Raw genomic sequence first — 18,909 nt, 5'->3', positions numbered from 1 at the left:
TGGCTTGGGCGAGGCCCTTCGCGGCGAGCACCTTGGTGATCGCGGCGGTCAGCGTGGTCTTGCCATGGTCCACATGGCCGATGGTGCCGATGTTGACGTGGGGCTTGGTGCGCTCAAACTTGGCTTTAGCCATTCCGTCCACACCTCCTGTTTACCATCCCATCTCCAAAAATAAGCTGGAGACGGGGATTGAACCCGTGGCCCCGGCCTTACCAAGGCCGTGCTCTACCACTGAGCTACTCCAGCCCGTTGTCTTGCCAGTATTGTGAGACACGATGCACATACGCAACGTCACTTGGTAATTCGGAAGTTGGGACTCGCTCACACGGGCAGGAACCACAGCACGACACAATTCTGGACACCCATCATTAAATGTTGCATGCTCGTTAGACGTGTGAGGAAAACCATTATTATGTCACAGGATGGAGTCTTGTCAATTCTTTTTCACCGACTCAAGGGCTGAGTCGTTCAACCACTTATCCAGCGTTTCTTTGGGGAAACGCCACATCTTGCCCATCTTGACGGCAGGGATTTCGCCGCGCCGGGCCTTGCGGTAGATGGTATCCGGAACCACCCCAAGATACCGAGCGACTTCGTCCACGTTCATGATGCGCGCCACGCCGGTCACCCCCTTTAAAACGAAACGTAACCTAAAATTTTACGGCAATCGGCTAAGCCTGTCAAGCGTTATTTAGGGTTTGCTGGGGTTTGAAGGTGGTGGCGGCAGGACTCGCGGCGATCACTTTTTCACCGTGCTCCAGATTTCTCCCCATGGCGGGCCTTTGGGATGGAGGGAGATGAACATCCGCTTCGTTCCATCGCTGAAGCTATGGATGTCAATATCCTCCCCGTTGATCGCGGCGCCGTTTCGATCTAAAAATTCCACACGACCCGCCGGATGTTTCGAATCCCATTGGTATCCGTCGGGGGAGTCAAAACGGAGCGTTTGCTTCGCCTGGAAATGGCAGTAGAGACGGATGCCGTCGGATGTCTTGTCAAATGTCGGATCGTGGCACCCGGCAAAGTAGATGGGGCTGAAATCCCAAGATTTCAGATCCGCCGAATACGCCAGTCGTGATCCCGGCCCAGCCCACGACCGCGGATCTGCCGGGGCATAGCCGGCACTCACGGCAAGAAGATAGTTCCCATCATCCAACTTGAGAATCCGGCCATGCGCGACACCCACATCAACACCAGGTTCGATCTCTTTGGGCGTGATGGCCGCCTCAGGGTCAGTGAAATTCAGACCATCGGACGATTCGCTACGGCTGACATAATACACAGAGCCGCCTCCCTGCTTCATGGTTTGCATGAAGAGATAGAGCTGTCCATCCGGCGCAATGGCGGCATAGGGGTGGCTATATTGCCATCCATGGCCATCGTTCACACGTGCACCCGCATCGTTTGTCCATGTCTTGCCGTCGACACTCGAAAAGCTGACGATGCCTGTCAGCGGCTTGAACGCATACATGTAAAATTTTCCATGGTATTCGGCGATGTCGGGCACAAAGGCGCCTCCGCTATTCACAGCGTATTCAAACTTCCATGTCTCAACCACGGTGAGTGTTGATACGTTGTCGAGAAATTCTTTTTGCAACGACGGCGTGGTCGTGACCCGTTGCGTTTGTGCTGTATTCGGATTCTGTGCCGGGTTGTCTTCCGGGCATAGCGCAGGATCTTGTTGCTCCGATTCATCCCAGATATTATCCGGGCACTTTTCTGGATTGACGTTTCGCGTCGCAGTCTCGGCGTCCGCCCTTCCCAGCAACAGCGCACCAGCGCACCATATGGCTGCAAACAGCAGGGGACCGAGAATATTGTTATTTCTCATAGTTTCCTCTTCGAACCGACTGGCCGTGCCTCGCGCATTACTCTTGGGCGGTGCCTCGTCCCGCCTATTTGATCCCGGTCGTGTGCCTCGCACTCCGTGCTCGGCATGCCCGTCGCCGACCCCGCCGATGGCGGGGTGCCCGGCTCGGGCATCGGCATTGTTCTTCGCTTCCCTTCCGGAAGCGGAAAGCAGCGGGCGAGCGGAATCGAACCGCCGTGAGGAGTTTGGAAAACTCCCGTTCTACCATTGAACTACGCCCGCAGGGAAAGATGGACAGGGAAGGGTTCGAACCTTCGTAGGGCGTAAGCCCGGTTGCTTTACAGGCAACTCCGATTGACCACTCCGGCACCTGTCCCTAATTGTCAAAGCCGGTGGAGGGAATTGAACCCCCGGCCAGCTCATTACAAATGAGCTGCTCTACCCCTGAGCTACACCGGCATGCTCTGATACTGGCGAATAGCTTGAGGTATTCTATCGACCAAGTCAGAGGCAAGCAAGCCGATCTCGCCGCGGTCCTTCGCGGCTAAATCCCCGGCCAGCCCATGCAAGTATACCCCAAGCCGTGCCGCGTCAAACGGCTCAAGTTTTTGCGCCAGCAACCCCGCGATCATGCCGGTTAAGACATCGCCGATGCCGCCTGAGGCCATGCCAGGATTGCCGGTCTCATTGATGACGCTGGTGCCATCGAAGTTGGCGATGACGGTGTCGTGCCCTTTGAGGACCACCACCACCCGGTATTTTTTTGCGAACTCTTGCGCGATGCGCTCGCGATCCTGCTGGACGTCGTGCGCCGAGAGTTTCGCGAGCCGTCCCATCTCTCCGGGATGCGGTGTCATAATCATGGGAAGAAGGCGCTTCTTCAAGAGGTCCACGTCTTCCGCCATCGCATTGAGCCCGTCCGCATCCACCACCAAAGGCTTGACGATCTTCACCGCGAGGCGGCGCGCGAGCTCTTTGGTTTCCTCATGCTGCGAGAGCCCTGGGCCGATGGCCACCACATCGCGTTGCTCAATCAAATCAAGGATCGGCGCATAGGCCTGAAGGCTCAAGCTGCCTTTCGAGGTTTCCGGCAGCGGGCTGAGCATGGCCTCGGTGAGCTTTTCCACCATCGGATCATGCAAGCTTTTCGGCAGGCCCAGGGTGACGAGCCCCGCACCCACGCGCAACGCCCCCATGGTGCACAGCGCGGCCGCGCCGCTGTAGCCGACCGCTCCGGCGATCATCAACACATGCCCCGCATCGCCTTTATGCGTCTGCGGAGCGCGAGATGGCAATAATCCTGGAGGCATCGCGGTCATCGTCTGATCGCCATGGCGCTGGCGACGGCCACGGAACTCACATGCGAGAGGCTGATGTGGATTGTCATCCTGGAAAATCCTTTGCGATGCACGATGACGTGCGGCCGGCCGTGGCGATCGTTGCGGATTTCGATGTCGCGCATGGCGAGCGTGGCGTTGGGCGCCAGACACGAGACGGCTTTCAGCACGGCTTCTTTGGCGGCGAATCGCCCGGCTAAGTGCAGCAGCCTGGTCCGAGGGCGCGCATTCGCATAGGCCACTTCCCTGCTGGTAAACACGCGCCGCAGAAATGCCTGGCCGTTGCGCGAGAGCGCTGTTCGCAATCGCGGCAGCTCGACGACATCGATGCCGCAGCCGATGCGCTGCGTCATCGAAGGAGACGCCGCATTTCTCTGACGGCGCGATCAAGACCGACCCAGAGAGCCCGGCTGATGATGGAAAATCCGATGTTCAGCTCCTCAATGTCACGCAGCCTCGCGATCGGTTGAACATTGTCGTAGCCGATCCCGTGGCCGGCGGCCACGGCGAGTCCGGTGCCGCGCGCATAGGCGGCAGCGCGCTGCAAGGCTTGGACGGATGCGCGACGCCCCGCGGCCGCGGCGGCGGCGGCGTTGGCGTACCGCCCGGTGTGCAGCTCGATGCTCTCAACGCCAAGCGCGCGCGCCGCGTCAAGCTGGGAGATTGCGGGCTCAACGAACAGGCTGACCGCGATCCGCCGCTGCTGAAACCGGCGGACGATCGGTTGCAACCGCCGGCGCAGTGTGAGCGCATCAAGCCCGCCTTCGGTCGTCAGCTCCTGCCGCCGCTCAGGGACGAGCGTGATCTGGTCCGGCCGAATCGCGAGCGCTGTCTTGATGACCGAGGGCGCGATCGATATCTCAAGATTGAGCGGAATGCTCAGCGCGCGCTTGAGCCGCCGCACATCCTCATCGCGGATATGCCGCCGGTCTTCCCGCAAGTGGCAGACAACACTCGTCGCCCCTGCCCGCTGGCAGATCAGCGCGGCCTCGACTGGGTCTGGCCATGCGCCTCGCCGGGCTTGCCGCACAGTGGCGATGTGGTCGATATTGACACCAAGTCGCATTGAACTATGGTGATCCATGACCCATGACGCACGACCCACGACTAACGTGCTGCCTTTGGCATTGGTCATGTGTCATGAGTCGCGCGTCATGTGTCGCTGTTCCGTTATTGATTGCATCGATCATTCGCAGCAAGTCGACGGTGGGTTTGACATCATGCACGCGGACGATGGCCACACCGCAGCGGGCCGCATGCGCGGCACAGGCCAGGCTGCCGGCGAGGCGATCATCGACCTCAGCATCGAGCATGTTTCCAATGAATGATTTGCGCGATGCCCCCAGCACGACCGGATATCCGACGTCCACCAGTTGCGGCAGCCCTCGCAGAATCTCCAGGTTATGCGTCACGGTCTTGCCGAACCCAATCCCTGGGTCGATGAAGATCCGCGAGCGCGCAATGCCGGCGGCTTCGGCGCGCTCGGCCGCCTCGCGCAACCACCGCATGACGTCAGCGACGACATCGCGGTAGCGGGGGCGGTGCTGCATAGTGCGCGGGGTGCCGCGCATATGCATCAGGATGACCGAGGCCTTCGCGCGCGCGGCCACGGCCGCCATCTCAGGGTCGCCGCGGAGCGCGGTGACGTCATTGACCATGGTCGCCCCGGCGTGAAGTGCTGCTGCGGCGACGGCGGCTTTCGAGGTGTCGATGGAAAGCGGCACCGCCACGGTACGTGAGAGCGCTTCAATGACGGGGATGACGCGCCGCAACTCTTCCTGAAGCGGCACCGCTGCGGCACCCGGCCGTGTTGACTCCCCGCCGATATCAATCAGCTCAGCGCCTTCGGCGGCCATCTCGCGTCCCCGCTCAACACTCACCGCCGGGTCAGTAAACTTGCCGCCATCGCTGAAGGAATCAGGAGTGACATTCAGAATCCCCATGACGCGGGGACGCGGGAAACCGTTCATGGACGCCGTGACGCGCCCTCACGCTGTGGGGTGGTGGTTGCCAGTGGATGATGCAGACGGTTCCGTTGCGGTGAAGTCCTCGGGCAGGCCCAGGAGCTGCTTGATTTCTTCCCCGTCCAACACTTCCTTTTCCAGCAGCTTGGTGGCCAGCGTCTCCAGGTGGCCGCGGTGCTCGGTCAGCGTTTTCTGCGCCCGCTCATACGCGGCATCGACCAGCCGGCGCACTTCCTCATCGATCAGCACGGCGGTTTGCTCGCTGTAGTTGCGCTCTTCGAACAAGTCTCGGCCTAAGAACATTTGGCGCTCGCGCCGGCCGTACGTCAAGCTGCCCAGCCGCTCGCTCATGCCGAATTCGCAGACCATGCGCCGAGCCATCTCCGTGGCCTTTTCGATGTCATTTTGCGCGCCGGTCGTGATTTCCTTGAAGACCAGCTCTTCAGCCACCCGGCCGCCCATCATCACCGTCATGCGCGCGTTCAACTCCCGCTTGCCGGTCGTGTGGCGATCCTCGATCGGCAATTGCATCGTGTAGCCGAGCATGTGCGCGCCGCGCGGAATAATCGACACCTTGTGCAGCGGATCGGTGTCCGGCGTAAAGAGGGCCACCAGCGTGTGCCCGGATTCGTGGTACGCGGTGATCGTTTTTTCCTTGTCATTCAGGATCCGGCTCTTGCGCTCAGGTCCTGCGATGACGCGCTCAATGGAGGCTTCTAGGTCGGGCAGGCTGACACTCTCTTTATTCAGCCGGGCCGCCAGCAAGGCGGCTTCATTGGCCAGATTGGCCAAATCAGCACCCGAGAATCCCGGGGTTTGACGCGCGATGGACTTTAAATCCACGTCCTTAGCGAGTTTGATTTTTCGCGTGTGGACTTTGAGGATCGCCTCTCGTCCGATCAAATCCGGCAGATTGACGACGACTTGCCGGTCAAACCGGCCCGGACGCAGCAGGGCCGGATCCAAGACGTCAGGGCGGTTCGTGGCCGCCATCAGGATAATGCCCTCCTGGGTCTCGAAGCCATCCATTTCCACCAGGAGCGCATTGAGCGTTTGCTCGCGCTCATCATGGCCGCCGCCGATGCCGGCGAACCGCTGGCGTCCCACCGCGTCGATTTCATCGATGAAGATGATCGCGCCCTTGCCGCCGGCGCGCGCGTTGCGCCGGGCCTGCTCAAACAAATCGCGCACGCGGCTGGCGCCAACACCGACGAACATTTCGACGAAGTCCGAGCCGCTGATGCTGTAAAACGGCACGCTGGCTTCGCCGGCGACCGCTTTGGCCAGAAGCGTCTTGCCCGTGCCCGGCAGCCCGATCAGCAGCACCCCCTTCGGGATCTTTCCGCCCAGCCGCTGGAACCGTTTCGGGTCCTTCAAAAACTCGATGATTTCCCGCAACTCTTCCTTGGCTTCTTCGATGCCGGCGACATCATCGAACGTCACGCGGGTTTGGTTCTCGGGCGACACGAGCTTCGCGCGGCTCTTGCCGAAGGAGAGCAGGCGCCCCCCGCCCTGCGCTGAGCGCGTCACCAGCCACATAAACCCGAAGATAAAAATCCAGGGCAGCAGCCCCAGCATGATGCTCATGAAGCCGGCCTGGGGCGGCTGCACGTCGAAATTGGCCACGTTCTCCCGCAGCAATTTCACCACGTCCTGGTCATTCGGGGGCACGAACACCGAAAAGCCCCCGCCGTTTTTCAGCCGGCCTTCAATCCGGTCATCGACCAGCTTCGCATCGGTGATCTCGCGGGTCTCGCGGTTGGTTTCCACGAGGCGGTAGAATTCGCTGTAGGTCATCTGCCGGTGCCCTTTCAGGGCGGGAGCCAGCAGCTGCATCAGGCCCAGCAGGCCCAGTAGAATCACGAAGGTCAACAGCCATCGGGAACGTTGCGGTGGCATCGGTCGTAACGTGCTCATGGTTCCTTCTCTCCGTCGTGGGAAAATCGTCTTACCAGTTCAGTATAGCCTGACCGAGCGCAGATAGCAATGACGTGATCGCGCTCGCGGATGAGCTGCAACCCATTCGGCAAGTCGACGATCGCGCCGTTGGGCCGTTCGGTAAAGAGCCGCTCCGCCTCCGCCCAGTGGCGGAACTCCAACCGGCCGACAGCGCCGCGGAGTGCCTCCACCGTCTGGCGAAGCAGCTGGCGCTGCAGGGCTTTAGGTTGGCGGTTAAAGCCCTCCACCGAGATCCGAATGGCGCCGCTTCGATGGCGTTTTGCCACGCGCTTCCATTGCCGCGCCGCAGCCGTCTGAAGATACCGGTACTCCCAATGGGTATGGTTCGCGAGCTGCAGCAAGGCGTGCTTGATCTTGGGATTATACGTCTGCTGCAGCAACGGCAGCAGCTCATGCCGGATGCGGTTGCGAAGAAAGCGCAGATCCCGGTTCGACGGATCCTCGCAGTGCGAGAGCCCTTCAGCCTCAAGATACGCCAGCACGTCTTCGCGCCAGACATCAAGCAAGGGGCGGATGATCGTCGCGCGCTCATCAAGCGTCCGCTGCCAGGGGATGGCGCTCAAGCCCAGCAGCCCGGATCCTCGGAGCAGCCGCATCAGCACGGTTTCCGCTTGATCATCGGCCGTATGGGCCAGGGCAATGCGGTTCGCTTGCGCTCGGCGGGCCATCTGCTGCAGGGCGTCGTAGCGGATCCGCCGAGCCCCATCTTCGAGCGACCAGCCGTTGTCCGCGCAGGCGCGGCCGACCTCGCGGCGCTCGATGGCGACGGGCAATCTCCACCGCGCGGCCAGTCGGCGGACGAATTCGGCGTCCTCGCTCGAGGAGGCTCGCAAGCCATGATCCACATGCCCGACGACCAGGGCCAGCTTCCATGCCGGCTGAAGCCGCGTGAACAGGTGCAGCAGGGCGACGGAATCCGCTCCGCCGGAGACCGCCACGACCACGCGGTCTCCTGGCGTGAGCAGCTGATGCGTGGTGATGGCCTGAGTGATTCGCTCAAGCATCGACGGGGATGCCATGGGAGCTGGTGGCCGCGGTTACTTCGGCTGAAGGCGTTTGAGGGCGAGGGCGAGCACGCGCCGCACATCGCCATGGCGCTCGCGCTGCTGCCGGGTGAAAATCGCCTCGCGGGCTCGGGGATCATCAATCCGGCTGACCACATCCACCGCGGCCATTCGCACCGTCGGGTGGCGGTCGCGCAGCGCTTTCAGGAATGCCGGAAAGACTCCAGGATCCGCAGGCTGCAGCGGCTCGAGACCCAGCAGGGCGGCGCGCCGCACGCGGGGGTGCCGTTCTTCTTGCAGCTTGCGCAGCAGCAGCGGAATGGCGGCGGGCCCGGCAATGGCGGCCATGGCTCGCAGGGCATCAGCCCGCCGCTGCGGATTGCGATCGTCCACGTATTTTCGAATGTAACCGGTGCTGGGCGGCTCGCGCAAGGCCTCCAGACGGAGGAATCCCAGCTGCTGCTGGTATGGATCACGGGACTCGATGAGGCGCAACGCCTCCACCGCCTGCGGACTCAGATCCGACGGCTCAGCGCTCCGTGCTGGTGATGCGGGGATGCCGAGGATCAGGCAGCCGGCCACGAGCGAGCGCGCCGCCCGTCTGCGCAACGCATGCGGCCGAAATCGCGCGAGCTGCTTTTCCAGCTGGCGCTCGATTTCCGCAAACGATTCCCGAATGGAGATCCCCGGGTCCCGATGCTCCTCGTGGGCGGCGATGATGCGGCGGGGAATGTGGCAGGTCACCGAGGTGCGGTAGAGCTTGCGCGCGCCGTTTTCTTCGAACACGACGTGGATCGACAGCGCCTCCCCGCGGAAATGGCGCAAGCGATCTTCCAGGCGTCCGATGAGCTCCTCCAGGAGGTGCTGCACGTGCTGCCGCGGCCCGACATGCTTCAATTCAATCGTTGATTTCATCATCCCCCATCATACGCGACTTTGCTCTCAGCGACAACCTCCCTCCCGGATGGCGCTTGCCGGTCACCCAGAACTCCATGCGCCGCCCCGCCAGCAGGCGCGTCTGAGCGTCGAGCGCCGGCACGGCGATGAAGCACACCGTAATGAGCGGAATACAGAGCCATTCCAGCGCGAGCCCCAGCCGTTTTAGCAGCGAGTATTTCACGCGCGGTTTCGGCAAGAGCATCCAGCTGAGCCAAATTGTCACCGCAAAGGACAGCGAGGAGAGTTCAAAAATCGTCGCCTGGATCCTGGGCGCGCTGTAGTAGAGGACCGTGCTGGAGAACTCCCGTTGAGCCGCGAGGACCGGCAACCACCCGATGACCGTCAGCAGCAGGGGCCAGGTCGCCCAGGCCCAGTTCATCTCCAGGAGTTTCACGACATACCTGAGCCGTTGAAGCCGCGGCATGGCCTTCGCGTGGAGAAACCCGCGGAAGACGATGGGGAGATTTTCCACGCCCCAGGCCCACCGCCGCTTCTGCTTGTACACGGAACGCACGGTGCTCCACCACGTGGGCGCTGACACCACGTCCATCGACACGGTAATCGGCAACGGGATGACGCGGTACCGCCCCTCGTAGTGAAACAGCGCTTTCCAGAAAATCGCCGAGTCGTCGGAGACCATGTCGACGGGCCAGTAGCCGACATCGGCCAGCGCCTTGAAGCTCATGCTGTGGCTTGAAAAGGTGACCAGCTGCTCGGGGTTGGTGGCTTCAATCAGTTGGAAAAATGAGGAGCCGATGTCCAGCACGCGCGCAAAACCCGGGACCTCCCAGATGTTGTTATGGTAGACCGGGATTGGCTGGAAGCTCGCGCGCGTCCGCTCTCGCGTGGTGAGGAATCCGTAGGTCAGGCACGCGCAGTAGTGCGCGCTGACGACGGTATCGGCGTCGAAACAAGACATCAGGGCTTGCTCAAGCGGGATCCCATGGCGCTGCAGCGCGGCCTCGGCCGCCTTGGCGGCCCAGGTCGCATTGGCCCCCTTGACCTGCGCTTCGCCGGGCACCCCATCAGGATGCACCGTCACCAACAGCTCCAGCAGCTGCCCGCGATACCGTGCCTGCAGCTCGCGAGCGCCTGCGAGAATCTGCGGCTCGGCTCGAGCCTCCACCGCCAAGACGACCACAATCTGTTTCGCCGGGAAGGTTTGGCGAAGCACGCTCTGCACGCCGGCTTCGATAATGGCAGGGTCCTCCCGGAAGATCGGAAACAGGATCACGTGATACACCTCCTGCCATCTGGGCGCGGATGCTGCGGCGCCGATGAAAGAGCGCAAGGCTCGGCGATGCAGCCACTGGGACAGCTGGGCCTTGGGATGCTGCGGATGGGAGGTGCGCGCGAGATGCTCCAGCGCTTGCGTGGGCTGGGCGAGCTCTCGGAGGCGCGCCATCCAATCCGTCTTGGTCTCCAGGGAGAGGCGGAAATACGAGAGCATCAGAAACAGCGTCATGTAAAACAACCGCAGCAGCCAATAGAGATCAAAGGCGATGATGACGATGGCGGCGGTCAACGGCCGCCACCAGGACAAGAGCAGGAGGCCGAGGATGGTCGCCCAGCTCAGCCCGCCCGGAAGACATTCAAAGAGGCGTTGCCGGCGATGCTCGGCCTGCGATAATCCGCGCCGGGTAAAGTGAAAGGCCATTAGCGCTTCGAGAGCGGCAGCAGCTCTTTGTGCGGCAGCAGGCGCAGGCGCACCAATGCCCCCGTGGCGGGCTCCAAGTAAAAGAGGCTTCCCTGCTCTTCGCTGTAGGCAATCGATGTCTCGGGCTTTACGCGGCAAATGTCCGCAAGACGCGATGCCCCCTCGGGCGCGCGCTCAAGCAGCATGACGCGGTCGCCATCGCGAAACAGGACGTGCGATCCTCCCAGCACCCAAAACGCTTGCTGGATGCGCTTGCCCTGCGTATGCCACCACTGCAGCTCCGGAGCGTCCCAGCGATCTTCAGCGTTCTCCATCGCTGCGGAGAAATCAAGCACGCCCAGGGCGTGGGCGTGCCACACCAGCGCGCGCGGCTCGGCCCAGGCCAGCCCAATGATGCCATGATCGACGAAACGCCGCAGCGGCCGCCCGGTGAGAATCTCACCCTGCGCGCCGGAGAGCACCACAGCCTCCTTCGCAAAGACCGTGATCTGAAACCGCTCATTCTGGCGGAGCCGCTCCAGCAATCGGATCGGGGCGGCCTCGCCAAAGAGGGAGCCAGCACTTTTCCCGTCATGATCAAGCCGGAGGATCCCTTCATCGGTCAGCGCATAGAGGAGTTTCTCAAAACACCCCAGGCCTGCGACGCCAGCGCGCAGCGGCGTCCGCGTAGGTTTCGGGCCGAGGTCGATCCGATAGAGCGAGGCGCGAGAGACCGCAAAGAGGCGCTTCCGGTCAAGCGGATCCCAGACGACATCATCGAGCGGCTCCGGCACGATCGCGGTGATCTCCTCAAGATGCACTGGATCGGTTCTCAGATCCGCCAGCAGATACGCCGGATGGCCATCCGTGATGGTGCGCAGCAGGATGATCGGGCTGTCTCGCATCACGGTGACGCCGGCGAGGCGATGCGTCCCAAATGCTGAGGCCTCGGACGCCAAGGGCCGCAGGCGCTCCTCTCTCCCATCATAGACCGCCACGTCAGCGAGGCGGGTTCCGCGGGGGAGCACCATCCAGCGAGTGTCCGGCACAGGCCAGAGCGCTTCATGCGCCGCGCGACTGAGCATCGTGCGGGTGAACACCGCGGGGAGCAGGACGATTTTCTCCAAGACCGTCGCTTTTTTTACGGCGACCGCGACGGTGTCGCTCCACGGCTGATGGTCCTTCAGGACGAGTTTGACGGTATAGGTGCCTGGCAGCAGGTCGGGAATGGTGGTGGGCGTGCGTTTGGCGTATCGGCGATTATTCAAATACACCGTTGCCCCCTGCGGGATCGAGGCCACAGAGATAAGGCCGGTTCTCACCAGTTCTTGTCCCGGCCCGGGGTGATAGGCATACCCGAGGCTTCGCATAATCACCATCGGGCACGTCACGACGTAGATGGCGACGAACAGCGCGAAGACGATCCGGCGGATAATCTGCATGACAATAACCAATCACCAAATTCCAATGACCAAAGAATATCCAATGACCGAATCACCAATGACCAAACTGTTTGGTAATTGGATCATTGGAACATTGGTCATTGTTTGGTTATTGGTGCTTGGTTATTGGTTATTATGTTCAGGGCCTCCCTGCGTGGCCAGCGTGCGGGCCACCTGGATTTTCTTCAGCAGGTCTCCGGTCTCGTAGGGCTTCTCCAAGTGGAAGATCGCTCCAAGCCGGAACGACGTGGCAATATCATGCTCAGTGCCTCGCGCGGTCACCATAATCACCGGGATGTCCTTGAGGTCTTGATCGGCTCGCAATCGCCTCAGCGCCTCATACCCGTCCATCTTCGGCATCATCACGTCGAGCAGAATCACATCGGGCTGCTCGACCTTCGCCAAGATCAGCCCCTCCTCGCCATTGGCCGCGGTCAAGGCCCGGTAGCCTTCGCGTTCCAGGATCAGCTTGACCACTTTGCGGTGATTCGCTTCATCATCGATCATGAGCACGACCGGGTGCTCCTTGTCTTGCGCCATGGCAGACTCCTACGGTTGACGGTCTTCGGTTCGGCGGCCTGCGGCAAGCGGCAGGATGACCATGACCGTCGTGCCCTTTCCCTCTTCGCTATCGACCTGCATCAGCCCCTGATGTCCCTCGACGATCGTGGCGGAAATCGGCAACCCCAGCCCAACGCCTTCGCCGGGGGGTTTCGTGGTGAAAAACGGGTTGAAAATCTTCGAGAGATTTTCTTTCGAAATGCCCACGCCGGCATCGGCGATCTCGCACACGACGGCGGTATCGCCTGGGCGGAACACATCTTGCCCGCGCGATCCGACACCGCGGCCGGTCATCAGCTCTTTGGCATAAGCGATGATGCGCAGCGGCCCTCCCTGCGGCATCGCGTGGGCCGCATTGAGGAGCAGATTGATGAACACCAGCTTCAGCTGATGCTCGTCAATCATCACCTCCGGCAAATCCGCTGGACACTCTTTGCTGAGCTTGATGCCCTGATTCTCCAGCTGCGTGGCCACCAGGGCCAAGGCCGCCTCGATCACGCGGCACAGCGAGCCGGGTTTGAGTTCCGGGACGGCCGGACGGGAGAAATCCAGCAGCCCGCGGACGATTTTATCCGCGGTCTGGACCGCTTCGCGCATGACTTGCAAGACTTCCTGCCGCCGGGTGTGGTCGGCGTCGCCTTCCAGGTAATTGATGCATTGCAGCAGGATGCCGAGGGGGTTTTTGACCTCATGGGCCACGCCGCTGGCAAGCTGCCCCACCGCGGTCATTTTTTCAGCCTGGATCAGCATGGCTTGGGTGCGCCGCAATTCCGACACGGCGCGCTCAAGCTCCGTGGCGCGCTTCATCTCCGTGATGGCGGCCGCCGTCACCGCATCGGAGAGGGCTTTCTCGCGCTGCTGCAGTTCATTGCGCGCCGTGATGTCCGCCACGTAGCTTCGCAGCAAATTGGTCTCGGGGTGATAGGAGATGCGTTGCTCATACGTGCGCGCCCCCAGCGTAATCTCGCGGATTTTCGAGGTCGCACCATTGTGCTTGAGCTCTTCGGCGATCTCCGGCAGGCCCTCAAGCGCTGGATGGGACGCGCCCGGTTCGCCCAGGGCTGGAAAATGGGCGCGGGCGGCGGGGTTGATATAGGTGATGTGGCCCTCGAGCGTTGTTTCAATCACCGGGTCAGGGTGTTGCTCGGGGAATGAGGCCAACCGGGCGACCTCTTGCTCCGCGTGCTTGCGCTCAATCGCATACCGGACGGACCGCTCAAGCAGATTCCGGTAGACTTGCACATAGCCCTTGACCAGATAATCCTGGGCTCCGTACTGCAAGGCTTTCATGTCTAGCGCTTCGTCATCAGAGGAGGTAAGCACGATGACCGGCACGCCGCGCGCTTGCCCGGTGACCTTCTGGATCGTTTCGAACCCGCTGCTATCCGGCAGGTGAAGATCCGTCAGGATGATGTCGATACCGCCCTCGCCCAGCCGCTGCAGTCCCATGGACACCCGGTTGGACCACACCAGATCGAAGGTGGCGGTCTTAATCGCCCCCAGCGCTTCGCGGATCATCTGGGCATCGTCAGGATTGTCCTCGATGAGGAGCACTTTAAAATGCTGAGGCTCTGGCATCGCGGCGGTTACAAACGCGAGGCCAAGGCAATACCAATCAGCATGCAAGCCCCTCCTGCCCAGTACGGGGTTTGGCCGACGATGGGGGCCAGCCGGATGACATCGTGGTTCATCAGCCATCCCCCCAGGACCGGGCCGACGATCCGCGCCGTGCTGGCGGTGGATTGCATCAGGCCGAGCACTCGGCCCTGGGCGGAAGCGCTCACCTGCTTCGAGGCGAGCCCATTGAGGGGGGCCGCGACCAACCCGTGCCCGACCGCAATGATCGCCGTGGCGGTGAAGAGCACGACCGCTGTGCCGCTTAAGGGCAGCCAAAACATCCCCACAGCTAAGAGGAGTGCCCCAGCGAGTGCGAGCGTCTTATCGCTTGAGATTTTGACCAGCCATCCCACCAAGCCGCCTTGAATGATCGCGCTGAGCAGGCCCTGGCAGGCGAAAATATAACCGTTCTGGCTGGGCCCGTAGCCGAAGCGGCGCTCAGTGAACAAAGGGTACGTGGCCGTCAGCAGCGAAAACGCGACGGTGGTGACGAAGTACGTGGCCATGACGAGCGGCAACGACCGGCTCTGAGGCATGCGGAAGATGCTCGGGACGGTGCCGGGCTGCCGCATGGTGGTTCGATCGGTTGTGGGCAAGCTCTCCGGAAGAAAACAATAGACCGCCGCGGCGTTCATGGCAGCGAGGCCCGAGGCGAAGATAAAGGGTGCGGCGATCGACACATGGCTGAGGACGCCGCCGATGGCCGGCCCGAAAATGAATCCTAATCCGAACGCCGCCCCGATGAGCCCCATGCCCTTGGAGCGCTCCTCCGGCGATGTGACATCGGCGATGTACGCCTGGGCGGTGGAGATATTGCCGCCGGTCGCCCCATCGATGATGCGGGCGACGAACAGGAGGCTGAGTGTTTGTGCCAGCCCCATGAGCAGAAAGCCCGCCGCGGTGCCGAGCAAACTCATCAGCAGCACCGGCCGCCGGCCGATCCGGTCTGAGAGTTTCCCCAGCAGCGGCGCGCAGAGGCATTGCATCGCGGAGTAGACGCCGAGCAGCAGCCCGATCACCAAGGGCGATGCGCCGAAGCGCTCGGCGTACAGGGGCAAAATCGGGATGACGATTCCGAAGCCCACCAGGTCAATGAACACGGTCAGGAAAATAATGGCGAGAGGAGATCGTAGATTTCTCATGAGGCGAAACTGGCGGTGACTGGGCTCGAACCAGTGACCCGAGGCTTATGAGTCCTCTGCTCTACCAACTGAGCTACACCGCCGTACCCGCGCTCCATCACGAGTAGTATTATAGCGGAATCCCGCCCAAGAAACACACAGCCCCCCACGGCATCGTGAGGGGCTGTGCAAACGCGCAGCGTTTCGAAAATCGCAAGGGCAGGTTCGCCGCCGATTACTCCGCCGGAGGCACGTAGACTTTTCCGCCTTCCGCGCGGATCAGCATCGTCGCCGACGGCGGGGCGTTGATCGTCGCGGTCGCTTCGGCGGTCGCGGTGCCGCAGGCCGTGCCGCTGCCGTCATCGGCGGTGACGCGCACGCGATACGTTCCGTTTTTCACGTAGGTATGCTTGAGGATCATGCCTGAGCCGGTTTCGCCATCGCCCAAGCTCCAGGTGTAGGTCAAGACATCGCCGTCAGGATCTTGGCCCTCGCCGGCCATGAGGCTCAGCGATTCGTTCGCGCAGCCGCTGATGGGTTTGAGGGTGATCGTCGGCGCATGATTCGCGATCACCGGAATGGCGGCGGAGGCCGTTGAACATGCCGAGCCCAACCCATCATCCACGGTTAAGGTCGCCGTATATTTCCCGCCCTTTTGATACACATGGGATGTTTGCGCTCCCTCGCCGGCCTGGGACTTGTCGCCAAAATCCCATCGGTAGCTCAGCGCGTTGCCATCCGGATCCGCCGATCCAGCACCACTGAATTTGACGTCAAGCGGCTGGTTGCCGTGGTAGGCGCAGGCCGTCGCCGTCTGCTGGGCTTTCGCCACCGGCGGGCTGTTGACGAGAATGACCTGCACCATTTCATTGGTTGAGCAGGCGGTGTGCTGGCCGTCATCGGCCAGAAGCTTGATCCGGTACGTGCCGCCTTTGGTATAGCTGTGGCTCGCCGTCATGCCCTCGGCGACCGTGCCGTCCCCAAAATCCCAGCGATAGGTGAGGGCCTCGCCGGGCGTGTCGCTCGACTGCATGGCGCTGAGGCTCACGGGTGCCCCGACGCACGCCCGAGGGGGAGCTGAAAACACCGCCTTCGGGGGTGTGTTGACATGCACGATCTGCTCGGTTTTATCCTCGCAGCAGGTGGTGGAGGTGCCGTCATCGACCGTGAGGGTGACCCGATAGTCCCCCGCCTTCGCAAACGTATGGGGCACGCGCACTCCTTCAGTGGTGGTGCCATCGCCGAAATCCCAGGTGTACGTGAGGCGGTTGCCATCAGGGTCCGAGGAGCGCGACCCGTCAAATTCGAAGGTATTGCAGGAGCTAATCGGCGTGACTTTCGGTGCGGCTGTGCTGGGAGCCGGCGGGGCCCCGGCACCCTTCGTGAAGTAGATGCGCAGCGGCTGCCCGCTCTGATCCTTAAACTCAAAGCCGGCGTTGCCTTTGCGCTGGGTCACCTTGGTCATCCGGTAAATCCATCGGCGGCCGCCTTCGCCTTCCAGCACCGGCACTTGAGTGGACACCCAGGCCTCGCTCCCCGAGGACTTGATGGGGTAGCACTTGCCGGTCGGGGAAATCAGCGAGAGGCGCGCGCCATCCGGATCCACGTCATAATTGGATTCCACCACACAGGTGCTGCCTTCAGGAACCGCCGGGAAAAACTCCATTGTGGCTTCAGGCTTTCCCGGCATGCGGGGAAATGCGGTGGCCAACGTTTCATCGGCCTGCTCAGCCAGACGGATGGAAGGGCTTAAGGCATAGGCTTCAACGCCCGGCGGGAGCACATCCAAGGAGAAGACATTGTTGTCATCTCCGGCCAGTCCCTGCGCCTCAAACCGGAATACCGCGTTGTCGCCTTGGGTGTCGCCCATCTCCAAGGGGAACGGGCCGAATTCCAGCGTGGTGCCATCGGCCGCTTCCGGCCCAATCGTATAGGACGCGAGCGCTTTTGAGCCAGCCCCATACACGCTGAACCTGGTGATAGTGTTCCATCCCCCGGCCATTTCATCGCGCTTTCCTTTAATGTCGGCGTCAAACACGCGCAGGCTGATCGGTGCGCCGAACGAGCGGGGAACCTCGACAAACACCTCAAGGTTGTCCGGACGAGCCCCGTAATCTGTTTTACCGTGGGAGCCGAAGATATAGAACCATTTCACGCCGTTGACGACCTGATCAGGAATCGGTGCAGACGTTTGTCTGCCTTTGTCGGATGCTCTGGCTGGAGATTTTTTGGCGGGCGAGGTTTTTCGCGTTGCGGTCGTGGTAGATGCTGGCTTCCTCTTTGTCGTGCTGGCTGCGGCAATGGCTCGCTCAATGGCTTGCTGGCGCATCGCGGACTCCATCGCGGCATCAGGGCCTTGCGCGGCCCAGAGCGGCTGGGCCGCCATAGCGGTTGAGGCGCAAAACATCGTTGTGACAACAGCCTGCCGCAGCTGGATCATGTCCCCATCCTCCTTAGCGTTCCTTAATTCGACTCCATATATTATAAAAGTTTTCACTTTCGCATAAGAAAATCAGTGACAATCGATTAGTATACTTGAGATGCGGGACTTTGGCAAGAGAAAATTTGCTACCGAACGGCCGAAAGCGCAGGCAGCGAATGGTAGCCCTGAGGGTCGATCTCTGCCGTCGAGAATCCGCACGAGCAGACGGCGGCGATCAGGCGGCGGAGGAGGGCGGGATCTTGAAGACGGGGCAACTCCTCGGCTCCAACCTCTATAGAGGCTCGGCTGCCATGGTGGCGAACGCGGACTTGCTTGAAGCCCTCGGCCTTGGCTGCCGCTTCAGCTCTCTCAATGTGAGCGAGTTTTTGCTCGGTCACCGGCTCGCCGTGCGGGATCCGAGAGGAGAGGCAGGCGTTTTGCGGTTTGTCCCAGTTGGGCAGCCCCAGCGCTCGGGCAAGGGCCCGGACATCCCACTTCGCCAAGCCGGCTTCTTGAAGCGGAGCGTGGATGCCGCGTTCGGCTGCCGCCCGTTGACCCGGCCGTTCGTCCAACAGATCATCGGCGATGGCCCCATAGAGGATCGCGGAGTAGTGTTTCCGCCGTGCTAGAACCTCCAGCTCTTGAAATAGGGTCTGTTTGCAGATATAGCAGCGCACCGGGTTGTTGGCTCGGTAGGAAGGATTGCTGACTTCCTGCGTGTTGATGGTCAGATGCTGCAGGCCAAGCTGCTGGGCAAGCTGTTGAGCGTCTTTAAGGTCCTCCCTGGTGATGGATGGGGAGTCAGCGGTGACCGCCAAGACCTGTTCCCTGCCCAGGATGTCTCGTGCAAGCTTGGCTAGCAACGTGGAATCCACCCCTCCTGAGAACGCGACAATCACCCGGTCGAATTCTTTGAGGATCCTCTCAACCGCTTCCTGTTTCCTTTGAAGATCGCTCTGCATGCTCATCTAGCGATCCATCCCCCACCCAGGACCACATCGCCATCATAGAAGACGACAGCCTGCCCAGGCGTGATCGCCTGCTGTGGTTCATCGAATTCGACGGATACCGCCGAGTCGGCTGGGGGCTGGGGGCTG

18 protein-coding genes and 5 tRNA genes are annotated in these 18,909 nt (G+C 61.7%); all 23 read right to left on the bottom strand.

What is annotated here, in order from left to right; translation table 11 throughout:
- A partial coding sequence (tuf, locus tag HY737_06750; protein MBI4598076.1) for an elongation factor Tu occupies positions 1-133 on the bottom strand: 133 nt, incomplete at its 3' end.
- Between the two features lie 41 nt (positions 134-174).
- Positions 175-246 (bottom strand) — tRNA-Thr (locus HY737_06745).
- A 187-nt stretch (positions 247-433) separates the two neighbouring features.
- Complete coding sequence (locus HY737_06740) at positions 434-607, bottom strand: helix-turn-helix domain-containing protein (protein ID MBI4598075.1); 174 nt, start codon at positions 605-607, stop codon at positions 434-436.
- Between the two features lie 132 nt (positions 608-739).
- Positions 740-1,831, bottom strand: a complete 1,092-nt coding sequence (locus HY737_06735; protein ID MBI4598074.1) for an exo-alpha-sialidase — start codon at positions 1,829-1,831, stop codon at positions 740-742.
- Positions 1,832-2,021: 190 nt separating this feature from the next.
- Positions 2,022-2,092: transfer RNA gene (locus HY737_06730), tRNA-Gly, on the bottom strand.
- 9 nt (positions 2,093-2,101) lie between these two features.
- Positions 2,102-2,186 (bottom strand) — tRNA-Tyr (locus HY737_06725).
- Between the two features lie 11 nt (positions 2,187-2,197).
- Positions 2,198-2,269 (bottom strand) — tRNA-Thr (locus HY737_06720).
- Complete coding sequence (locus HY737_06715) at positions 2,260-3,129, bottom strand: NAD(P)H-hydrate dehydratase (protein MBI4598073.1); 870 nt, start codon at positions 3,127-3,129, stop codon at positions 2,260-2,262. The genes HY737_06720 and HY737_06715 overlap by 10 nt, the downstream gene beginning before the upstream one ends.
- The gene (gene acpS / locus HY737_06710; GenBank protein ID MBI4598072.1) at positions 3,126-3,500 is read right to left on the bottom strand and encodes a holo-ACP synthase; all 375 of its coding nucleotides are present in this window, start codon (positions 3,498-3,500) and stop codon (positions 3,126-3,128) included. The genes HY737_06715 and acpS overlap by 4 nt, the downstream gene beginning before the upstream one ends.
- Complete coding sequence (locus tag HY737_06705) at positions 3,497-4,213, bottom strand: pyridoxine 5'-phosphate synthase (protein MBI4598071.1); 717 nt, start codon at positions 4,211-4,213, stop codon at positions 3,497-3,499. The genes acpS and HY737_06705 overlap by 4 nt, the downstream gene beginning before the upstream one ends.
- Positions 4,214-4,217: 4 nt before the next feature.
- The gene (gene folP / locus HY737_06700; protein MBI4598070.1) at positions 4,218-5,117 is read right to left on the bottom strand and encodes a dihydropteroate synthase; all 900 of its coding nucleotides are present in this window, start codon (positions 5,115-5,117) and stop codon (positions 4,218-4,220) included.
- 18 nt (positions 5,118-5,135) lie between these two features.
- On the bottom strand, positions 5,136-7,010 hold the full coding sequence (locus tag HY737_06695) for an ATP-dependent zinc metalloprotease FtsH (GenBank protein MBI4598069.1): 1,875 nt from the start codon (positions 7,008-7,010) through the stop codon (positions 5,136-5,138).
- 14 nt (positions 7,011-7,024) lie between these two features.
- A complete protein-coding gene (gene tilS / locus HY737_06690; protein MBI4598068.1) occupies positions 7,025-8,074 on the bottom strand; it encodes a tRNA lysidine(34) synthetase TilS in 1,050 nt (349 codons plus the stop codon).
- Positions 8,075-8,107: 33 nt separating this feature from the next.
- Entirely contained in the window at positions 8,108-8,992 is an 885-nt protein-coding gene (locus HY737_06685) for a HEAT repeat domain-containing protein (protein MBI4598067.1), read from the bottom strand.
- The gene (locus tag HY737_06680) at positions 8,973-10,670 is read right to left on the bottom strand and encodes a glycosyltransferase family 2 protein (protein ID MBI4598066.1); all 1,698 of its coding nucleotides are present in this window, start codon (positions 10,668-10,670) and stop codon (positions 8,973-8,975) included. Before HY737_06680 ends, HY737_06685 begins: the two co-directional genes overlap by 20 nt.
- Entirely contained in the window at positions 10,670-12,091 is a 1,422-nt protein-coding gene (locus tag HY737_06675) for a PEGA domain-containing protein (GenBank protein MBI4598065.1), read from the bottom strand. Before HY737_06675 ends, HY737_06680 begins: the two co-directional genes overlap by 1 nt.
- A gap of 123 nt (positions 12,092-12,214) precedes the next feature.
- Positions 12,215-12,631, bottom strand: coding sequence for a response regulator (locus tag HY737_06670; protein ID MBI4598064.1), 417 nt, complete (start codon positions 12,629-12,631; stop codon positions 12,215-12,217).
- 9 nt (positions 12,632-12,640) lie between these two features.
- Complete coding sequence (locus HY737_06665; GenBank protein ID MBI4598063.1) at positions 12,641-14,230, bottom strand: response regulator; 1,590 nt, start codon at positions 14,228-14,230, stop codon at positions 12,641-12,643.
- A gap of 8 nt (positions 14,231-14,238) precedes the next feature.
- Positions 14,239-15,411, bottom strand: a complete 1,173-nt coding sequence (locus tag HY737_06660) for an MFS transporter (GenBank protein MBI4598062.1) — start codon at positions 15,409-15,411, stop codon at positions 14,239-14,241.
- A 10-nt stretch (positions 15,412-15,421) separates the two neighbouring features.
- Positions 15,422-15,494: transfer RNA gene (locus tag HY737_06655), tRNA-Met, on the bottom strand.
- 131 nt (positions 15,495-15,625) lie between these two features.
- The gene (locus tag HY737_06650) at positions 15,626-17,830 is read right to left on the bottom strand and encodes a PKD domain-containing protein (protein MBI4598061.1); all 2,205 of its coding nucleotides are present in this window, start codon (positions 17,828-17,830) and stop codon (positions 15,626-15,628) included.
- Between the two features lie 128 nt (positions 17,831-17,958).
- Complete coding sequence (gene larE / locus HY737_06645) at positions 17,959-18,780, bottom strand: ATP-dependent sacrificial sulfur transferase LarE (GenBank protein ID MBI4598060.1); 822 nt, start codon at positions 18,778-18,780, stop codon at positions 17,959-17,961.
- The coding region (locus tag HY737_06640; GenBank protein ID MBI4598059.1) for a tRNA 2-thiouridine(34) synthase MnmA at positions 18,777-18,909 on the bottom strand (133 nt) is incomplete at its 5' end. The genes larE and HY737_06640, both read right to left, overlap by 4 nt.

It is taken from the genome of Candidatus Omnitrophota bacterium, assembly GCA_016209275.1.
GTDB lineage: Bacteria > Omnitrophota > Gorgyraeia > Aquiviventales > Aquiviventaceae > JACQWM01.
This window is presented reverse-complemented; position numbering and strand designations above follow the sequence as displayed.

What these genes read in the sequence shown, in the direction of transcription:
- HY737_06740 (MBI4598075.1), bottom strand. Translation starts at nt 607, where the DNA reads ATGAACGTGGACGAAGTCGCTCGGTATCTTGGGGTGGTTCCGGATACC.
- HY737_06735 (MBI4598074.1), bottom strand. Translation starts at nt 1,831, where the DNA reads ATGAGAAATAACAATATTCTCGGTCCCCTGCTGTTTGCAGCCATATGG.
- HY737_06715 (MBI4598073.1), bottom strand. Translation starts at nt 3,129, where the DNA reads ATGACCGCGATGCCTCCAGGATTATTGCCATCTCGCGCTCCGCAGACG.
- acpS (MBI4598072.1), bottom strand. Translation starts at nt 3,500, where the DNA reads ATGACGCAGCGCATCGGCTGCGGCATCGATGTCGTCGAGCTGCCGCGA.
- HY737_06705 (MBI4598071.1), bottom strand. Translation starts at nt 4,213, where the DNA reads ATGCGACTTGGTGTCAATATCGACCACATCGCCACTGTGCGGCAAGCC.
- folP (MBI4598070.1), bottom strand. Translation starts at nt 5,117, where the DNA reads ATGAACGGTTTCCCGCGTCCCCGCGTCATGGGGATTCTGAATGTCACT.
- HY737_06695 (MBI4598069.1), bottom strand. Translation starts at nt 7,010, where the DNA reads ATGCCACCGCAACGTTCCCGATGGCTGTTGACCTTCGTGATTCTACTG.
- tilS (MBI4598068.1), bottom strand. Translation starts at nt 8,074, where the DNA reads ATGCTTGAGCGAATCACTCAGGCCATCACCACGCATCAGCTGCTCACG.
- HY737_06685 (MBI4598067.1), bottom strand. Translation starts at nt 8,992, where the DNA reads ATGATGAAATCAACGATTGAATTGAAGCATGTCGGGCCGCGGCAGCAC.
- HY737_06680 (MBI4598066.1), bottom strand. Translation starts at nt 10,670, where the DNA reads ATGGCCTTTCACTTTACCCGGCGCGGATTATCGCAGGCCGAGCATCGC.
- HY737_06675 (MBI4598065.1), bottom strand. Translation starts at nt 12,091, where the DNA reads ATGCAGATTATCCGCCGGATCGTCTTCGCGCTGTTCGTCGCCATCTAC.
- HY737_06670 (MBI4598064.1), bottom strand. Translation starts at nt 12,631, where the DNA reads ATGGCGCAAGACAAGGAGCACCCGGTCGTGCTCATGATCGATGATGAA.
- HY737_06665 (MBI4598063.1), bottom strand. Translation starts at nt 14,230, where the DNA reads ATGCCAGAGCCTCAGCATTTTAAAGTGCTCCTCATCGAGGACAATCCT.
- HY737_06660 (MBI4598062.1), bottom strand. Translation starts at nt 15,411, where the DNA reads ATGAGAAATCTACGATCTCCTCTCGCCATTATTTTCCTGACCGTGTTC.
- HY737_06650 (MBI4598061.1), bottom strand. Translation starts at nt 17,830, where the DNA reads ATGATCCAGCTGCGGCAGGCTGTTGTCACAACGATGTTTTGCGCCTCA.
- larE (MBI4598060.1), bottom strand. Translation starts at nt 18,780, where the DNA reads ATGAGCATGCAGAGCGATCTTCAAAGGAAACAGGAAGCGGTTGAGAGG.